The sequence below is a fragment of the Humiphilus diazotrophicus genome (assembly GCF_059726315.1).
On sequence record NZ_AP040871.1, the window covers coordinates 149,035 to 168,037 of the forward strand.

Below are 19,003 nucleotides of genomic sequence, written 5' to 3' on the forward strand. Positions count from 1 at the left end.
CTGCTGTTATTGCAGGGCTGTAAACGCAGGAAGTGTAAACGAAAAGCTCATCCCATAAGGTGTATTTCGGACCGCCTGCAAGCGGCCGCTATGGGCTTCGATGATAGACTTGCAGATTGATAACCCCATTCCCATGCCATTTTCTTTTGTGGTGAAAAAAGTTTCAAAAATCTTGTCCAGATTTTCGACCCCAGCTCCCGTATCGACGACATCGGTTGCAACCGAGCCATCTCGTTCCTCAATGCGAATGGCGATGAGACGAGTCCTTTCGCAAATATCTTGTAGTGCATCTATGGCGTTGGAAACCAGATTAAGCAAGACCTGCTGAACCTGGATGCGGTCGGCAAAGACCATGGGCAGGTTAGGGACTATATCAACCTTAAGTGAAATTCCATGTCGTTCTGTTCGTCCACGGGTGAGAAGTACCACTTCATCCACAACCTGCCGAAGATCGAACGGGCCCTTTTCTGGAGCAGATCTTTTAAACAGAGTTCGAAGACTTTTTACAATTTCCCGCGCATCTTTGCCATCGCGAACCACCCTTTCGATGGACATCATTCCATTTTCAATATTAGGTGGATTTGCCAAAAGCCATCGGAGACCTGCCTGTCCGTTTGCAACCATCGCTGCCAACGGTTGACTAATCTCATGAACAATAGCTGCGGACATCTCAGAGGCCATTGCCAACTGAGCTGCATGCGACAACCGATTCTGAATCTGGCGCAAGGATTCTTCAGCGGCTTTTCGGTCGTGAATATCCGTCAATAAGCCATACCAGCGGAGGACCTCGCCTGTCGCAGTTCGCAGAGGTTGAACTTTGGTCTCAAACCACCGGTATTCTCCATCAAATCGCCTGCGCCGGTATTCCATGCTGTAGGGTTCTCCTTTTGCGAAGTTCTTCTCGATGGCGGCCAGAACCCATTCCCGTTCGTCAGGGTGCAAGGCCTTGACCCATTCTCCTTTACCAATTTCTTTGGAAGTTGTGCCAAAGTAGTTCATAGCTAGGCCGTTTACGTACTCTACTCGGCCATCGGGGTTTCGCGCATAAACCATTCCGGGAATGGTGTCGAGGATGAGTCTTAGCTCTCGTTCACTGTCTTCCATCTTTTCCTGTGCCTTCTTTCGGTCGCTGATATCACGCAGGAAAATAGTCATTTTCCGGTCAAAGTTTCCACAGGTAGCTTCGACGGGAACAAATGTGTCTTTTGAAGTGCGGGCTAGAAATTCTCCATGGGGTTGCTGGTCTGTTTTGAGGTCTGTCAGCAGAAATGAAGCAGGTTTTCCTTCGACGTCTGGAGCAGAGTATCCAAAAAGCCTGGTGAGAGAAGGGTTGGCAAATCGAATGATTCGGTCTTTATCTACGATCAGAATGCAGTCAGGGCAGGTTTCGGTCAGTAGCCGAAAATCTCTTTCGCGTTGGACTCTGGCTTCGTCAGAATGCCGTTTGGCGGAAATCAACTCCGTGGCAAATAGCATGGCAGTAACAAAAGAGATAAAGCGAACAAGAGAGCCATGGGCAATAGCGAGTTGATGTGTAGGTTGAAGGAAGAGCACATCAAAACAAAGCGCAAGCAATACGGCAGCAAAGAGTCCAGCTATCCTTCCTGCAAAAAGAGCGGTGGACATGGCCGCCAATAGAAAGGCTGAGGATGGGGAGTCAAAGCGTAGAGCAACCGGTATTGCAATTCCGCAGAACACGATAGCTAGTCCGATGTTCTTTAGTGCTGTTATTGTTTTCACAATATCTTCCTCTCTAGAGCATTTTTCGAATTAGTGTAGACTGAGCATGGCGAAACTCAGCGACAAGCAAAGCAATGGCGAAAGCCTACGAAGATGATCTGCGACGTAAGTTCCTAGCAGCCTATGATGATGGGAATGGGACGCTGGAGGAATTGGCAGAGCTATTTGGAGTAAGTGTAGGTTGGGCGAAGAAGGTTTCCAGCCAGCGGAAGCATAGTGGTCAAGCCGAGCGAGTTGTTCATCGTCCCGGGAGAAAACCACACGTCGGAGCCAGAGAGCAAAAGCAGGTAATAGCGTGGGTGGAAGCGGAGCCGGATTTAACGTTGGCTGAAGTGCAAGCAAAGTTGCACAATGAAGCAAGCGTGGAACTGAGCTTGGGGCGGATTTGGTTTCTACTTCGGAAACTGGGTTTACGGCTGAAAAAAAGTCGCTCTATGCCAGTGAACGCGATACCGAAGCGAACCGCCAGCGACGCCAAGAATTTGTCGCCAAGATCCAGGCGACAAGTCTGGAACGGCTGATCTTCCTTGACGAGAGTGGTGTGACAACTTCGATGACGAGGCGTTATGCCCGTTGCCTCGGAGGCACTCGTATACACGAATCTACTCCTGGAGGACAATGGAAAATCATGACCATCCTGGGAGCAATGAGTTTTCGTGGCATGGTAGCAACGATGACCATCGAAGCCGCTACCGATGCGGAGATATTCCTAGCCTATGTCGAACACATACTCTGTCCGGCACTGACAGCTGGCGATGTGGTGGTAATGGACAACTTGAGTTCCCATAAGGTCAACGGCGTACGGAGGCTGATCGAGGCCGCTGGAGCAGAATTGCTATACCTGCCGCCTTACTCGCCCGATCTGAATCCGATCGAAAAGGCTTGGGCTAAGCTCAAACAACTGCTTCGGGCTGCCAAAGCTAGAACCAGAGAATCCCTTGAGCAAGCTATAGCCGACGCTCTCAAGCTTATTTCCCCTGATAATGCTCAGGCTTGGTTCCGTCTCTGTATAAATGGTCTACACTAATTCGAAAAATGCTCTAACCGGAGTGATTGCCGGATTTTGGGCTCAGCTCTCGGACGGTCTGTACTTGACTGCATCAACGCATGCCACGATTCCAGCGTTTATTGCAAATCCATTGCAAGTTGAGGGCGCATAAGCTGAAAGAGCCATCAGAAGGCAACGCGTGTCGCGATCGACATCGGTGCATAAATCGTAAATTTCAGCACGTTATGCTTGGTATCTGACTTTGGTCTGATGACAAACTTCGGGCTGATGAATTAAAAGCAATTCAGACAGATGCAGAGAAAACTTATTCTCCGTATCGTCAGTCCGCTCTGTCTCAGATTCTGGATAGCTAGAGCGAGCTGATGGCAAGAACGGCATAAAATGCGCAATTCGTTTTGCGTATTTCGGGATCAATGTGTTTATGTCTATATCACACGAAGAGGGCTCTCTCAGATTATGCGCCGCTGTTTTTTTGTCATTTTCTTGATGATGTGTAGCTTTTGCGGGAATGCGCAGCGCTCCCGGTACAATTTCAATTCAGCTTGGCTACTATCGGAGGGAGACACTCCAAAGGCAGCCGATCCCCTCTTTGATGATTCCAAGTGGAAAACAGTTACGCTTCCTCACGCGTGGAACGAAGATTTTGCCTACCGTGTTTCCATTCACGATCAGCCCACAGGTGTCGCATGGTACCGCAAGCACTTCCGTTTGCCTGCGTTAGCTCACGACGGCCGTGTTTTTATCGAATTTGAAGGTGTTCGTCAGGCCGCCGAGGTCTTTCTCAATGGCCATCGTCTCGGTCTTCATGAAAACGGTGTTATGGCGTTTGGTTTTGATCTCACTCCTTATCTCATTCCCGGTGAGAATGTCATCTCCGTTCGCACTGACAATAGTTGGGAATATAGGGAAAAGGCTAGCAATTCGACTGTTCAATGGAATAACACTAACTTTTATTCGAATTTTGGTGGTATCAATAAGCGGGCCTGGTTGCATGTAACTCCGGCTGTCCATCAAACGCTTCCGCTCTACTCTTCCTTAGGGACTACAGGGCTGTATATTTGGGCTGACAATTTCGATATCCCTGCGCATGCCGCTACGATCCATATTGAATCGCAAGTAAGGAATGACAGCTCCGTTTCTCAAACGCTCCGTCTGCGTGCTCAAGTCTCGGACTTGAGCGGTAAGGCCATAGCCATTGCGACTTCAGATCCTGTTGTCCTGCCGCCCAATGCCACCCAGACCATCAGGACCAAAACTGTGGCGAACGATCTTCATTTCTGGAGCTGGGGTTATGGATATCTTTACAACGTTACTACGACACTACTGATCAACGGTAAGCCAACCGATGCCGTGATAACCCGCACTGGGTTTCGCCAGACTACTTTCCGCGACGGCATGATTTATCTAAACGGTCGCGTTATCCAGATTCACGGCTATGCCGCTCGCACGACGAATGAGTGGCCGGCTCTTGGTACCGACGTCCCACCGTGGGTTTCCGACTTCTCTAATGGCTTGATGGTCGCTGATAACGCAAATTTGGTGCGCTGGATGCATGTGACTCCTTCGAAGCAAGATATAGAGTCGTGTGATCGCGTTGGCCTTCTGCAATCCCTACCAGCGGGTGATGCTGAAGGCGATCCCAAAGGACGGCAGTGGCAGGCGCGTGTCGAGTTAATGCGCGATAGCATCATCTACAACCGGAATAACCCCTCTGTTCTCTTCTATGAATCGGGTAATAAGGGAATCAGCGAGGAGCATATGCGAGACATGCTTGCCGTTCGGGATCAGTTCGATCCGCACGGGGGACGCGCTATTGGGTCCCGCGAAATGCTTGCCTCTCAAACTGCCGAGTATGGTGGCGAAATGCTCTACATCAATAAGTCTGCGTATAAGCCGGTGTGGGCTCATGAATATAACCGCGATGAAGGAGCCCGTAAATTCTGGAACGAACAGACGCCCCCATTTCATAAGGACTCACCGCTTTATAACCGTAACCAGGATAGTTTCACCCTTGAGGACATCCTTCGGTGGGATGATTATTTCCGCGCGCGCCCGGGTACTGGAAGGCGTGTCTCTTCGGGTGGCGTCAACATTAGCTGGATTGACGAGAATTCGCATTTCCGGGGGGACAACAACTACCGTCGTTCCGGCGAAGTGGATGCGATGCGGATTCCTAAGGACGCCTTTTTCGCGCATCAGGTCATGTGGGATGGCTGGGTTAATCCGGAGCGTCCGCGGGTGCATATCACCGGTCATTGGAACTACCCTGCCGGTACAAAGAGAACACTCTATATTGTTGCAAATACCTCAACGGTCGAAGTCAAGCTGAATGGCAAATCGTTGGGCGTACAAAAGCCCACGCACGACTTCCTCTTTTGCTTTCCCGACGTATCCTTCGAATCCGGAATGCTTGAAGCAATAGCCTATGACGGGCAACATCATGTGGTTGCTACCGATAAGCTTGAAACAACAGGTGTAGCGGCTGCGATCCGCCTTACATTGCATACTGGTCCTGGCGGACTTCATGCCGACGGCTCCGATCTAGCCCTGGTCGATGCGGAGGTCGTCGATGCACAAGGGCGTCGCGTTCCTACCGCGCTCAACATGATTCATTTTTCGCTCTCTGGTCCAGCAGAGTGGCGTGGAGGTATTGCTCAAGGCTCGGCCAAACCTGTGCCGATCAATACTGCCGCGACAAATAATCATGGGCTCTCCTCGACGCCAATTGCTCCCTATCTGCATCAAGATAACTACATTCTTTCTCCCGATCTTCCTGTTGAGGGCGGTATCAACCGCATTTCAATACGTTCTACAACAATGCCTGGTCCAATCACGGTCACGGCAGAAAGTGAGGGCCTGCTGGCAGCACACCTTGTCCTGACTTCGTTGGCCATGAAGCAGGATAGTGGCTTATCGAATTGTGACGCTTCTGCAGTATTGCCCGTCAATTTGGAGCGCGGACCAACACCTGCCACGCCATCTTTCGTTGTAACTCGTACACCGGTCAGGATCGTTTCCGCTGTCGCAGGAACGAATACTTCAGATGCGGCGAAGTCCTATGATGACGATGAGACAACTGCCTGGACGAATGCTTCTGTGACTCGGTCCGATATTGATTCCGATGGCTTGCCGATTCGACATGCGGAGCCAGATATCAGGCTAGTTGAGGGAACGCTGGAGTCGGCCTGGATCGAATATACTTTTGGTGATCCAATTATCCCCTCGGAAATTGAGTTGAAGCTTGCCTCTTTCCGCCTTCGTCGCTATCCACTCCAAATTACTCTTGATGATGAGACGGTTTATCAGGGGACTACTTCCACTAGCCTTGGATATGTTTCCTTGCCTCTGGCTGCCACCAAAGCTGGAACGAAACTGCGCATTCGGCTTGTTGCTCCTTCGTTTGACATTCAGGAAACACATGCTTTGGTGGAAGTAAATGGAAAGATAGATCAAGCAGAACCAACGGCAAAACAGGGGAAACCCATCTTGGGTATTCTTGAAGCAGAGGTCTACACTAAGGCAGTTTTAGGTGATGTAGCGCCAAAACAATGAAGGTACTAAGTAGCCCGACGCCCTGCTCGATTGGGAAAGATAGCTCCACGGTTGTCTGATCGAGGTATTGCGTCGGGTGGGACAAGATTGTGAAGCTGAAAGCTGATTGCCTGTGCTCTGATTCGAAAACGGGGCTGATGGCCATTCCCTCCCGGAAGCGATATCGAACCTCCGCTTGATTGCGCTGGTTTTGATTTTGTGTGCGTCAATCGAAAGATGTTTTGCCCAACTGGGTATGGAGGGATATACCTGGTATTGCAAAATATGACAACGTTGGAACTTTGTCGTACGATTAGCTTTTTATATCGGTATTATGTGTTTGCGGGTAAAAAGCTCTGCTGAGGGGGCAATCAATGGGCAGTAAATGGAGCCGACGCGAAGTCCTTGCAGGTATTGGTTCAGCATCATCTTTGCTTCTGTGGGAAGCAGTCCAGCCCTCTTTTCTCCGTGCAGCGACCAGTGCGGCAGCTCTTACCGGCAGATTCCTTACCCATGTTTCGATAGTACGTGTAAATCAAGTTGAAGTGACTCCTACACGGTCAATTGGCGAGGACGAGAGCGCTGATAATAGTCCCGCACATATTCGTTCCCGACGGGATGCTTTTGCTCGCGGGTGTCCCGATGGCAAGATGACTTGGGCCATTTCATGGCTCGCGCTGAATGACGATAGGAAGGAGTATCAAGAAGCTCGGCGGTTGCTGGCCTCCTATCATGATCGTTATGGAGACGAGATCACTTTTATTCCCGGGGGCTTTTTTGCTCCAATGTATGACACCCGCGAACACAATCGGGAGACCATTCATAAGTCGCTTAAGCTGATCTCCGAGATGGTGGGGAACGGCTATCGGCCTCAGTGTATTGTGGCGGGATTTCTGGACGCAGAAAACCAGAGATTCCTTGCAGCGGATGAAGGTATTCATGTTTGTCAGGGGCAGATTTGGAGCCAGCATGGTATCGATCACGGAGATGGGGATGGAGGAATTTGCTATCCCTATTACCCCAGTGTCGAACACTATTTGAAGCCAGCACAAGGAAAGGCTGATTTCATTGACAGTGTTTGCCTGGATGGCTGGACTTGCGATTTTCTCTCGGCGCGGAAAGAAGGTGTTGGGCCCAAACATAATAGCAGACTGGGCGTAGGTCCGATTGAGTCTGTCGGCAACATGGGTACAACAGCTGGTCGCAAGGAGATGATGGATACCACCGCGATGCATTTTGATCGCGGGCACGCTTTGAATGGGTTCGGCTGGGTGACCTCGATATGGGAGGTTTCAGTAGGGCACGATGAAGATCTGACCTATTGGTTACAGGCGGTACGGGATCGATGGCCGGATACGAAGGTGATGACCGAGGGTTCGTTTGGTCTGGAATGGAGAAAGCACAATTCAAACAATACCAGGTTGAACTATCGATTTGACGCTAAGGGGACCGGTGCTCCTGGTTCAGAGCGGGAGCTGGAAATCGAATGGTTCATGAACGGCAACTTTCGTCTGGCCCTGTTGCATGATTGGACAAAGAATAGCTCTCCTCTCGTTATCGACTTTACCCGTTATGATTTGAAGGCAGAAGAGCCCAAAGGACTACAGCGAGATTGGAGTCTGATGAATGTGCTAAACCAGAAAGGGATGAGGCCTCAGGATAAACCGATTGGTCTGAGGGAACTCAGTTCTGAAGATCAGAAACGCATCTTTACCAAATATCCGAAGCTCAAAAATCGAGCCTGATTGGAAGGTATTTAGACTTCGGCTAATGGCGTAAGCTTGAGTTTTGGCTTTCGCGGATAACAGATATTTCAATATTCTTTCTGATCTTCTTTCCTGGAGCTATAGCTGTACGCAATATGCTTTCGGGACGCGATGGTTCTGGACTCCAGTTTTCCGCGCCGATAGCTTTTCCAAGGACTACAATCTCTAACTTTCCCCCGTAACCATCGGGTTCCTAATGGGTTACAAACTCCCAACCCAACTATCGATGCGAACAGCTTTCGGTATGCATCCCTCTACTAACAGGTGATTTCGGAGGGGGAAATTGCTAAGCCGTCATATCAAGCATCTACCCACGCTATATCGGCTGACAGTTGCAGGTCCTGTCTTGCTATCTGTCGGATTTGTCTAGCTCCATTGAATACTAATGAAGGAGAAGGCTCTACTCCAGCAAAGTGAGCCGACGCTTGTAATTCAAATTTGAACCCACAATATCCCGCCATTCATGCATATGGGCGCATACCTCGAAAGAGTTGTTTGACTATTACTACATCTAGGGACTCTAGATCAGAGGAAAAGCTCTACGCTTTTAATAGGTCATTTATCGGCGATGATGATGATTGAGCTGGCGAATATGACACCCTGGCGCACTTAGGTTTTTAGTGTGGGACCTCAAGGATCGTGAAGTGTGGCTATTCGTAGAATCATGCCGATTATCAGCACACGAAATTGACAAAGAGCCTAGACATTAAGAAACAGAGAAACAATTTTGCCATACCTGATAGCCGTTCCGTAAGCGGAAGTATTGTTCTCCCGATTTGATGGAGCGCTATTTCCGTCAAGGGAGACGAAGCATTTGTTGATCGTAGTTTTAGGTTACAGAGCATACACGCAGATTTGGCCATATTGCAAAGATGTCGAGATGAAAGTGAGGAGTGAGCGAGGATGTCCCCAATCAATAGCTCTGTCTATGATGAAGTTCTTGTTCAAACACGCACTGCTAACGAAGGTCGCGATGACTCTTTCCTTATCGAGATGGCGAGACGGGGAGATCCGGGTGCTTTTGAGACACTTGTCGAGCCGTATAAGCGGAAGTTGTTCAAAATGATTCTGAAGATTACCCAGCATCAGGAAGACGCCGAGGATGCACTGCAGGAATCTTTACTTCGTGCTTATCTGAAGCTGGATCAATTCAAAGGGCATTCCCGCTTTTCAACCTGGTTACTTAGCATTGGAATCAATCAAGCTCTCATGTGCCTCCGGACGAGGCGGCATCGGCCAGTTGTTTCGATCGAAGAGATGATGCAAGGGGAAGATGGATTCCGTGTTTGGGATTTGCCGGAAACTCGAGCCACACCAGAGGAGCAATATCAAAGTACAGAGATAAGGGAGATACTCGAAGACGCAATCAGAAGATTGCCGTTATTTCTTCGCACGGCATTTGTTATGTGTCATGTGCAGGAACACAGCAGGGCGAAAGCTGCTACGACTCTCGGCATTAGCGTCGGTGCGCTAAAATCCAGATCCTTCAGGGCGCGCCGCAGAATCCAAGACGATCTTCAGGAACAAGTATCTTTGCTGCGGCATGGATAGATATGTCTCCGGTAATTGGGCGAAAGCCTCTCTGGACGGATCTCTCAGAGGGGTTTCTTTGCCGATCCTGTTAAGTATCTGAAAACAAGCTGCTAGTACCTCATCAGCAAGGGGGCTGATACTGTTTGACTGCTCTATCAAAGCACCTGGGTCTCAGATTGAGGCTGCAGTTGTCGAGTACTGCCATATTCCCATTCTGTCTGAGAGACTATCCATTCTTCAAGTTTCTACCTGCCTTTACTTCCTTGCTCGTTCGGCTAAGAAGACGATTCGGTAGCAATCCAGTTCTCTGCGCCAGGGAGCCGGAGCGTCAGTTTTTTCGCAAGCTTTAGCCCTCAATATCAACAAGCTGAGGAATGGTAATCGGCAATGATTCTGCCGATAGATCTGTGTCTCTGGCGAGACATAGTGGTAGCTAGTCAATTGATTCTAAAAATCGTTTACGTAAATTGTTTGTTGCTTTACCGTGAATTCCCTTGCAGGTGTGACGTATTGACAATAACGATCTGCGCCGGTGGGGAAACCCTACCTGAAAGCGTTGAAGTAGTAGAAGGACCTGCACAAGAACACCAGCTGCTCCTAATGGATGCCACGAGCGGAGTGAAGAGATACCCCAATAATCCGATCGATGCGAGGGCGACAAGGCAGATGGTGGAGGGAAAAAATGAGAAACACGATATTTCATTGGAAGGCGGTGGCCGCAGTACTGTTGCTCGTGTTTTGTCTGTCGAGCGCGTTTGCGCAAACCGGAGCAGGAAGTATTCAAGGAACTGTTACAGACCCGAAAGGAGCTATGGTTCCCAATGCGACAGTTACTGTAGTTAAGACTAGCACGAACGAGCAATTCACTACGGTGACGAACTCGGTCGGCTTTTATAGTGTCCCCTCGTTGTTTGTTGGCGAATACACAATTACTGTTGCTGCCTCTGGTATGAGCAAGTGGGAGACAACCTTGACACTTCAGGTTGGCCAAACCGCCGTGTTGAATGCCGGTCTCCAGGTAGGCAGTGTGACAAGTCAGGTGACGGTAATTGCCGATCAGACCACTCTGATCAGTACAGACGCTCCGTCACAAGGTACTACTCTTGAACGGCAGAGGCTTGAGCAGATTCCCATGAACGGGCGCTCGATCGCCGGCCTGATCAGTTCTACTGTTCCAGGATATGAAGGCGGGAGCGGGGCACAACCTCGTGTAAATGGCCTGAACTGGGGAGCTTTCTCCTGGATTCAAGATGGCGCTTCTCTCGATAATCGTGATGGTGGAGGTCTCGATCAGAAACAGCCAGATCCTGATTCGATTCAAGAGGTTCGCATAGAAACCAGTAATTCCTCTGCAAAGTTCGATCGTCCGGGTACGGCTATTATCTCGACCAAAGCAGGGTCTAACCAATTCCACGGTACAGCTTTTGAGACGAATCGCGATAACGCCTATGGTATTGCGAGAAATCGTCAAGACACCTATAAGACGGCGCCGAAGTACATCCGCAATGAGTATGGCTTCTCAATTGGCGGGCCGATCCTTCTTCCTAAACTCTATAACGGAAGGAACAAGTCCTTCTTTTTCTTTAGTTGGGAAAAATTGTCCTTGCGGCAAGGATCATCGCAGCTCTTCCGTGTTCCGACGGAAGCAATGAGAAACGGCGATTTTAGCAATATAACAACCGGCAATCTATCTACTCCCGTAACTATCTACGATCCACAGACGACAACGCCCTATAATGCATCTTCTCCCAAGAGCTCATGGCAGCGCCAAGCTTTTTCAGGGAACCAGATCCCAGGGAGCCGGATAGGGCCGCTGGCCAAAGCTCTTTACGCAATTACTCCCAAGCCCTCTAATAGCAACAATCCGTATCAGGCAAGCAATCTGACTCTTCCGGTTCCTAATAACAATGACAATCCAGGCTATACCTTCCGTCTGGATCATCATTTTTCCGATAAAGATACCACTTTCTTCCGCTATACCTGGGGTAAAGTCAACTATGCCAACGGCTATTCCGGAAACCATCTTGGAGCGCCGACGACAGATGGCAATTGGAACATATCCTATTTCCCGGTAAAGACTCAGAGCGGTGCTTTATCCTGGAATCACGCATTCTCGCCTACGTTTTACAACGAATTTGTTACTTCCATGAATTACGAGGCTGATATTACCGAAGCCTCATTGAATCCGAACATCAACTATTCGTCACAACTGGGGATAGAGAACAACTTCGGTTCATTGGGTTTTCCCAATATCGTCGGTACAGCAACCAATAGTGGTGCATCGAATTCTATCCTTCAGGCTTATGGGCAGAATGATAACCCACGTAGAGATAATGATTATGTGAATCTCTTTGACGATAATCTGACTTGGATTCGTGGGCGCCATACAATGCAATTTGGAAGTCGATATCGTCACGAACGTCTCAATATCCAGCCGGATCAATCCGTTCCTGCCGTCGTTTCTTTTAGCGGCATGGCTACGGCTAATCTTGATCCCAATACGATCAGCTCTAAAGCTGACAACGCTCTAAACAATACAGGGCTTGCAGCCGCCGATTTCTTTATGGGCTATGCGCAGGGCTATCAGAACAACCTCATGGCCCACTACCTGCATATCCGCTATCAGGAAGTTGGCACTTATTTCCAGGATGATTATCACATCAAAGATAATCTGACCTTGAATCTGGGGCTTCGCTGGGAAGTCCATCCTGCTATACACGAAGCTCACAATCAGTTCATCGGTTTTGACGTGAAAAATCACGCGATGGTATTGGGAAACACTATCGATGAACTCTATAAGTATGGTTTCTCACTTCCTGCTATTGTGAATGGTCTGAAGGGGCTCGGGGTAACGTTTGAAACTCCAAAACAGGCGGGATTTCCAAGTTCAGGAACCGAAAGCCAATACTTCAATGTAGTACCCCGGCTCGGTGCCGCCTGGCAACCATTCGGAACCAAGAGAGGGCTGGTGCTCCGCGGTGGATATGGAACCTATATCTATCCATCTCCAACACGCAACTTCTACGGTTCAATGAATGGATTGCCACCTTACACAGGCGGATGGTCGAGAGATTTTGCTAATGCTGCTCAGAATGACGGTCTTCCTAACTACATTCTTCGTTCTCAGCAGACTGTTGTAGCTGGACAAAATAGCACGAACATTATCGACTTCAGCAGCTCATCCTACACTCCGGGAACCTGGGGCAATCTGAATGTGCTCGATCCACACTATCCTTCCGCCTCTTACCGCGAATGGAATGTCACGGTCGAGAAATCACTTCCACAACACACAATTCTCAGTGTTGCTTATCTTGGGAATCATGGTGTGAATCTTGAGCAGTACTGGTACACGAATCCCAAACCCAGCGACTATGTCTGGTATACAACTACCGGGAAGGCGAAGCCCAGCGGCTTCTATTCCAATACGCTGCAACGTCCTTACGATAAAACCACGTATGCGGATGTCCAGATCCAGAAGAAAACAGGTTGGTCAAACAGCAATTCAATGCAGATCAATTTTCAGAGACTGTATAACCGGGGATATGCTTTTCAGATCTCTTATGTTTTCGCCCGGAATTTCCGCATCGGTGGAAACGGATCTCGCGACTCAATTGTTTATGATGCATCGACCTTCCTGCCTGGACTCAGCGCAACTACTCCACATGGAATGAATTATCAACAGGACTATATTCGCGACACCTCCCAACCCACCCATCACGTCAAATATAACTGGGTCCTGGATTTACCAATAGGCAGAGGTAAGTGGCTATTGCCGGGTGCAAATCGCTTTGCCAACCAGCTCGTGGGTGGATGGCAGATTGCAGGTACTGGCGATATGTCTCAGTCGATGTGGCATCCCTCAACCAGTGATTGGGGTAGCTTTACTCCACTGCACTATTATGGCCAGAAATATAAGGTGCTCGATTGCCATGGAGGTGGAGTCTGCTACAAAGCATACCTTGGCTATAACGGATATATTCCAGCCAGCCAAAGGAATACGCCCAAGGGATATCAAGGACTTCCTGCAAGCTATACACCAGCCCATCAGCCACTGAATTCGGCTCAACAAAATCAGTGGGTGAACATTCCCTTGGCTGATGGCACTGTTGCTTCCAATGTGTCGTATGCTCCTGGGCCCGGAACCGACGGTGCGGTTGGCATTCATCCTTACTACAAAACCTATCTGCCTGCTCCTTGGGGATTCCAGACGGATGCCTCCCTGTTCAAGAGCTTCTCTATCCGGGAATCGGCTTTTATTAAGTTCAATGCCGATTTCTTCAACGTCTTTAACCAGCAGGGAACGAATAGCCCCGATGCCTATTCGGGTATCATCAGCACCACGCGATCTGCCAAAACTGCACGTCAGGTGCAGCTGACTATCCGTTTGACCTTCTAGACCTCATTCCAAAGTCGAAGGGGGCTTCCTTCAGGAAGCCCCCTTCGACTGCATCATGGAGCGGTACCTCACTTGAAGGCCCTCTTGTTAGCATTTGTGGGTCTCCGTCCCCTCCATTCAGAAACTTCGCTATTCTGCATCCTTGCGAATCAGTGAAATCTTGCCCTGTGGATCTTGTTGCACAATGAAGTCAAACCGCTTTCCTTTATTGGCAACATTACGGAGCGTAATTTGTCGAACGTTGCTTGGGAGCAGCGGGGGATAGACTGCCTTCAGTCCGTCATCGGTATAACGTAATCCGGTGAAGCCGTAGAGGAAGTTTTCTACAAAGCCGCCTGAAACACAAAGAATATAGAGTGTGTTATTACGCGGCGTCTCACTGCGAACGTCAAAAGGCGGCTTAAGAAATCCATTAAGGCTGAAGCGAAGCCATTTGTCCGCTTCTTCCGGATTGCCCAACTCCGCAGCTTCTATGCCTAGCATCACCGGGACCATATCGTTCGCATCGGGTGTCAATTCGCGTAGGGCTTTGGTTGCGAAGTCAAAATCATTCTGCCGAACAGTTCTGCTCATAGGCAGATCAAGCTGAGGATACGCCAGCCAGGAAATTGAACTTCCCATCCATGTTTGCTTGTTGTGAGGGATGGTCTCATCGAAATCCAGATGCCTCTGTTCCGTTTCGGAGAAAGGAATGTACATCTGTTCGGCAACCTCCGACCATTTAGGATCTGCGGCTTCATTGAGGATCTTTGCAGCATTGACAGCTATCCGTAGGGCTTTCTGCGCAACAGCATTTGTAAAGGAATCGTTGGATACATCGTCGTAAGCTTCATCAGGAGAAGTCACGTGCAGAATTTCGTAACGATTATTCGCGGAACTAAATGTGGCGCGGCTTACCCAGAAATCTGCAATGCTTCGTATTACCGGATAGCCGTAATGATGCAGCCATGCTTTGTCTCCCGTAGCAAGGTAATATTGCCATTGAGCAATCGCGACATCAGCGGTCATATGAACTTCCCGGTCAGCGAAGCCTTTGGCAAAGAATGGTGTTGTCTCGGTACCATCTTCCGGATCTGCTTCCCAGGGATACATCGCTCCTCGATAGCCGTGACGACGCGCATTCTCCTCTGCTTGAGGTAGAACACGATAGCGATAGTTGACAACAGAACGGGCACGTTCCGGATGTAGTAGAAGAAGAACTGGAAAATGCCAGGAGTCGCAATCCCATGCGACATGTCCCCCATAGATAGGGCTAAGCCCCATTCCTTGGATCGCCCAGCGAGTATTGACGGTAGAGTTTTCAAGCAGGCTGAACATATCCGAATGGACAACTCGTTGCAACTCCGGATCGTTATCGATAATGATGTCGGATTTCCAGATCTTGTGCCACGCGTCTTGATGCGCTGCGAGTAGAGTAGAGAATCCTCTCTTCCGTGCTTTTTGAGCCCAGCCGCGAGTTTTATGAATGTTGCCCCAATCGGTTCTGGCAGCAGAGACGTATTTTGCAAATGTATAAGGGACATTGCGCATTGCCTGGAAGCTGACTTCCAGTTGGACCAGTTCTCCCGAGCGTACTACCTGTATGGAATCTGGTTTTAGACCTGAGGGAAGCTCTACTGCTGCTGCTTCCGAGAAGTCTTGTCCCAGGAGGCTATGGCCCTGAATCCATAAGAGCTTCTTCTTAGGATCGGCATCATAAGAATCGATTTTGACTTCTCCGGGATACCATTGGCCTACACGATTTGGCGAGGTATGTGGATCGGCTTCGGGGCGGCGCGCTGCTAATCCATCCGTGATGTCCGGAGCGGTGAGATCGGCTATTTGGTGCTTTCGCGCTGCTTCCTGGATGGCTCTATCTTTTTCGGCCCGCGTCATCGTGGCTAGTTGCAGCCGATAAAGCGGTGCGGGATAGGGGCGCAGTGTGAAGCGGAGAGTAACGGCACCGTCGAAATTAGGCGTCATCGTTAAGGCTGTTGCCGCCAAATGAGGAGATGCCTCGCTGACAAATGTTTGAACCTTAATTTGTGTTTCGTGTGCGTTGTTCCGCCAGACATAATTTGTATTGAGCGTGCCGTCATAACGATTTAACGTTTGCCGGTAATTGAGAAATGCTGTAGCGGTTACGACACTTGAATTCAACCAGGTAGCACCATCGAAATAGTTGATCTCTCCCCAACTGGGAATGGCACTTGGCCGTGAAATATCTTCCTTCGTGTGATCCATGAGGCCAATCATGTAGGAAGGAGTTGAATCGGTGGCACGTAGTGAGGTCGTGATGCTGAAATATCCGTTAGCCAGATAGGCTGGGAAATAGAGACCAAAATTTTCTTGGGTGGCAACGGACTCAAAAGAAGAGAGGTCGGCTGCAAAGGCCTGTATGCCGATCGAGAGGATTGACACGAATCCAAAGATGCAGTTCTTCAACCGTTTAGAGATAGCGCTTTGTTTGGAGACAAGATTATGAGAGGTGTTGGTTATCATTCGAGGAGTCCGTGGTTGTTTATGCTGTAAATCAATAGCAAAGGATAGCTCTTCGTGTACAAAAGGGCAGAGCGACGACCGGATTTCCGTCATAGCTTATTGATTATTCGGATGTTGAAGCATCGTCCTCAAGACAATTAACGGTGAAAGCTGGAAGGTTTACGTAAAGGTGAATAAACACACCATAAAGGCAATAGAGATTCGTTATGTCCATCTCTTGGCCGTACTAACCTTTTGGCTTAGCCTAAAGGCCCTTCAGCGAAGCAGTAATATGTTCTGCTGCAGCTTTGACGGATTGTACGATATGATCCCTGCCTTCTTGAGATTCGGGGAAACGGGATTTTGGCATCGAAAGACTAACTGCTCCTATTACACGATCAGGTTGTATATAAATGGGTGCACCAAGGCAATGTGCGCCAAGAATGCTCTCTTCCACGTCACGCGCGAAGCCTTGTTTGCGAATCTGATCAAACTCCATTTGTAAAAGATTCTCGTCAGTGATTGTGCCGCTTGTAATGCGCAGGAGGCCGTAATTGCAGATCAGGTATCGTTGCTCTGCTTCCGGCTGAAATGCGGTGATTGCCTTTCCCAAAGAACTTGCGTGAGGCGGAAGAATACGGCCTACTATGTTTGTCATTCTCATCAGGTGTGGGCTGTCGATTACATCGATTACCTCTATTCTGTTTCCTAGCAGAGCAGCCAGGCTAACGGTTTCCTGAAAAGTACGATTCAGCTTTTCCATCGGCTCCCGGCCCGCGACCAAGAGGCGTGTTGTGAGTTGTGACAGAGCAAAATAGCTGCCTTGAGCAATCAGGAAGCTGCCATCTGCCGAACGGGAGACATATTGCAGTGATTCGAGTGTGCGCAGAATACGAAAAGCAAAGCTCTTCGTCAGTTCCGTTCGCTCTGCTACTTCGTTTATAGACAAGGTGCTATGTGCGGTGCTGAGTACGGACAGAATCTCGAAAGCTTTACTGACAGATCTGGAGAAGTAAGGATCCTTTTCTTCCGTTGTACTGTGGTTTGACGATTTAGCAATGTGTCCGTTCGTGAGAGACTTTGGCATTGTGGCTCCGGTCTTGCTATTTCTATAAAGTGGTTCGCGGAGATTCTCTCACCGCTTAGCCCAGTTTTCGAACCGCTACTACGTCGAATCCGCTTACGACACCGTCAATAGCATGATCCCGCAGAAAAATTTCGAAGGATTGGGTCCCTGCAGGTCCCAGTATTTCCTGCGTTACCAATTTCGATAATGCCGCCGGCAATTCGTTTCGGAAGATCAGCTCAGTTGCTGCTTCGTTGGCATCCATGGTTGCTGCATTGAGCAACAATACGTAACCGGTTCTGGAGAGGTTCGGCACCATAGCGATATCGACATAGCTTGTGGTCGATCCGTCCTTTTCCGGTTGCGCCACATAGAGGTTCTGTTCTCCCGGCATTGGATTCTTGTTACGAAAACGAAAGACCTGCGTTGCAGGATCTTTCTCATAGGCGAAGTTAAGCTGCGGCTCGAACAGGCCAACCCAAGGATCTGCCGTCCGGCTCCCTATCAGGATGAAATTGCCGCGTTCAAAGTCCCGGGCGTTCATGTTGCGGGCATAGCGAATGGCCATTCGTGATCCAAACTCTTTGCTCAACTCGGCACAGCGGGTTGCGACATTTACATCTGCCAGGCTTGTAAAACGCCGGAGAGCGATTTGTTTCAGCACGTTATGTTCTTTGGGGTCGGAGGCGTAGCGCAGAATATTTTCGGGATACTCTTTGCTGATGTAATCATTCACCGAAATATCTGTGTGCAGCATGTTTTGCAGCACTACCAGATTGGTATCGGCTACTACGACCGAGATAGGAAGATCGCTGACAAAGACGCGATTCAGCAGGAAATTCTGTCCCGTTTTGCGGACAGCAGCCCGCGCCGGATCTGGGAGGCGCGTGAATCTTCCTACACTGAACGAAAGGAGGGCAAAAAGCGATATCACTACGGCTAGCCAGATTCTTTTTAGCCTCTGTGAGGTGACGAAATCCTGGTGCGGTGAATCTGGCATGGTCGGCAAATGCGCAGATACAAGAACCGGCTCTATCGTTGTCATTGCGGGAGCGGCTGGTATTTCAGGCTTCTCGGACCGCTTTTCGAAGCGCGGTACATAGCTCCCCTTGGGGATGTTTAATTCGACGGGTTCCAGTACTCCCTCGGTTGCGAAGTACTGTTCTAGTTTCTTACGCAAATGTCGGATTTGAACGCGGACGATATTGTCTTCTGCGGGGTTAAAGTCATCCCTGCGTCCCAGAACGCTGCAGGCGATGTCTTGTTCGTGAATGCTTACGGTTTCATCCAGGAGCCAAGAGCGGGTGATGTAAAGCAGGATTTCACGAAGCTGTGTGGCTTTCGCAAACTGCTGGCTCGAAGTAATTCGAAGTATCAGCTGCCACCGTTCGTCTTTTGCAAGCGCAGCTGTTGTGGAATGAGAATCTATTGTTTGAGTAGCCATAGGCGCAAATTGAAACGACACAGAGTAAATTGAAACGAGCAAGTGTAGTTCCGCACAG

General features: G+C 49.3%; 9 protein-coding genes. 5 read left to right on the forward strand and 4 right to left on the reverse strand.

Features of this window, described 5'->3' with window-relative positions:
• Nucleotides 1-6: 6 nt before the first annotated feature.
• Nucleotides 7-1,740 (reverse strand): PAS domain S-box protein, encoded by a 1,734-nt coding sequence (locus tag AC6I7T_RS30715; RefSeq protein WP_497795219.1) that lies wholly within the window; start codon nucleotides 1,738-1,740, stop codon nucleotides 7-9.
• A gap of 385 nt (nucleotides 1,741-2,125) precedes the next feature.
• On the opposite strand from AC6I7T_RS30715, the gene AC6I7T_RS30720 reads away from it, so the two are divergent.
• The 5 genes from AC6I7T_RS30720 to AC6I7T_RS30740 all read left to right on the forward strand — a co-directional run bounded on the left by AC6I7T_RS30720 (nucleotide 2,126) and on the right by AC6I7T_RS30740 (nucleotide 13,975).
• Nucleotides 2,126-2,767, forward strand: a complete 642-nt coding sequence (locus AC6I7T_RS30720) for an IS630 family transposase (RefSeq protein ID WP_497788089.1) — start codon at nucleotides 2,126-2,128, stop codon at nucleotides 2,765-2,767.
• Between the two features lie 438 nt (nucleotides 2,768-3,205).
• On the forward strand, nucleotides 3,206-6,301 hold the full coding sequence (locus AC6I7T_RS30725) for a glycoside hydrolase family 2 protein (RefSeq protein WP_497795221.1): 3,096 nt from the start codon (nucleotides 3,206-3,208) through the stop codon (nucleotides 6,299-6,301).
• Between the two features lie 353 nt (nucleotides 6,302-6,654).
• A complete protein-coding gene (locus AC6I7T_RS30730; protein ID WP_497795223.1) occupies nucleotides 6,655-8,025 on the forward strand; it encodes a DUF3863 domain-containing protein in 1,371 nt (456 codons plus the stop codon).
• Between the two features lie 924 nt (nucleotides 8,026-8,949).
• Nucleotides 8,950-9,597 carry an RNA polymerase sigma factor gene (locus AC6I7T_RS30735; RefSeq protein ID WP_497795224.1) on the forward strand — a complete coding sequence of 216 codons (648 nt, stop codon included), beginning with the start codon at nucleotides 8,950-8,952 and terminating at the stop codon, nucleotides 9,595-9,597.
• A 664-nt stretch (nucleotides 9,598-10,261) separates the two neighbouring features.
• Entirely contained in the window at nucleotides 10,262-13,975 is a 3,714-nt protein-coding gene (locus AC6I7T_RS30740) for an outer membrane beta-barrel protein (protein ID WP_497795226.1), read from the forward strand.
• Nucleotides 13,976-14,104: 129 nt separating this feature from the next.
• Here AC6I7T_RS30740 and AC6I7T_RS30745 read toward each other — a convergent pair whose 3' ends face one another.
• The 3 genes from AC6I7T_RS30745 to AC6I7T_RS30755 form a co-directional block, all read right to left on the reverse strand.
• The gene (locus tag AC6I7T_RS30745) at nucleotides 14,105-16,375 is read right to left on the reverse strand and encodes a glycoside hydrolase family 65 protein (RefSeq protein ID WP_497795227.1); all 2,271 of its coding nucleotides are present in this window, start codon (nucleotides 16,373-16,375) and stop codon (nucleotides 14,105-14,107) included.
• A 325-nt stretch (nucleotides 16,376-16,700) separates the two neighbouring features.
• On the reverse strand, nucleotides 16,701-17,522 hold the full coding sequence (locus tag AC6I7T_RS30750) for an IclR family transcriptional regulator (protein WP_497795229.1): 822 nt from the start codon (nucleotides 17,520-17,522) through the stop codon (nucleotides 16,701-16,703).
• A gap of 55 nt (nucleotides 17,523-17,577) precedes the next feature.
• Nucleotides 17,578-18,987, reverse strand: a complete 1,410-nt coding sequence (locus AC6I7T_RS30755; RefSeq protein WP_497795231.1) for a hypothetical protein — start codon at nucleotides 18,985-18,987, stop codon at nucleotides 17,578-17,580.
• Between the last annotated feature and the right edge of the window lie 16 nt (nucleotides 18,988-19,003).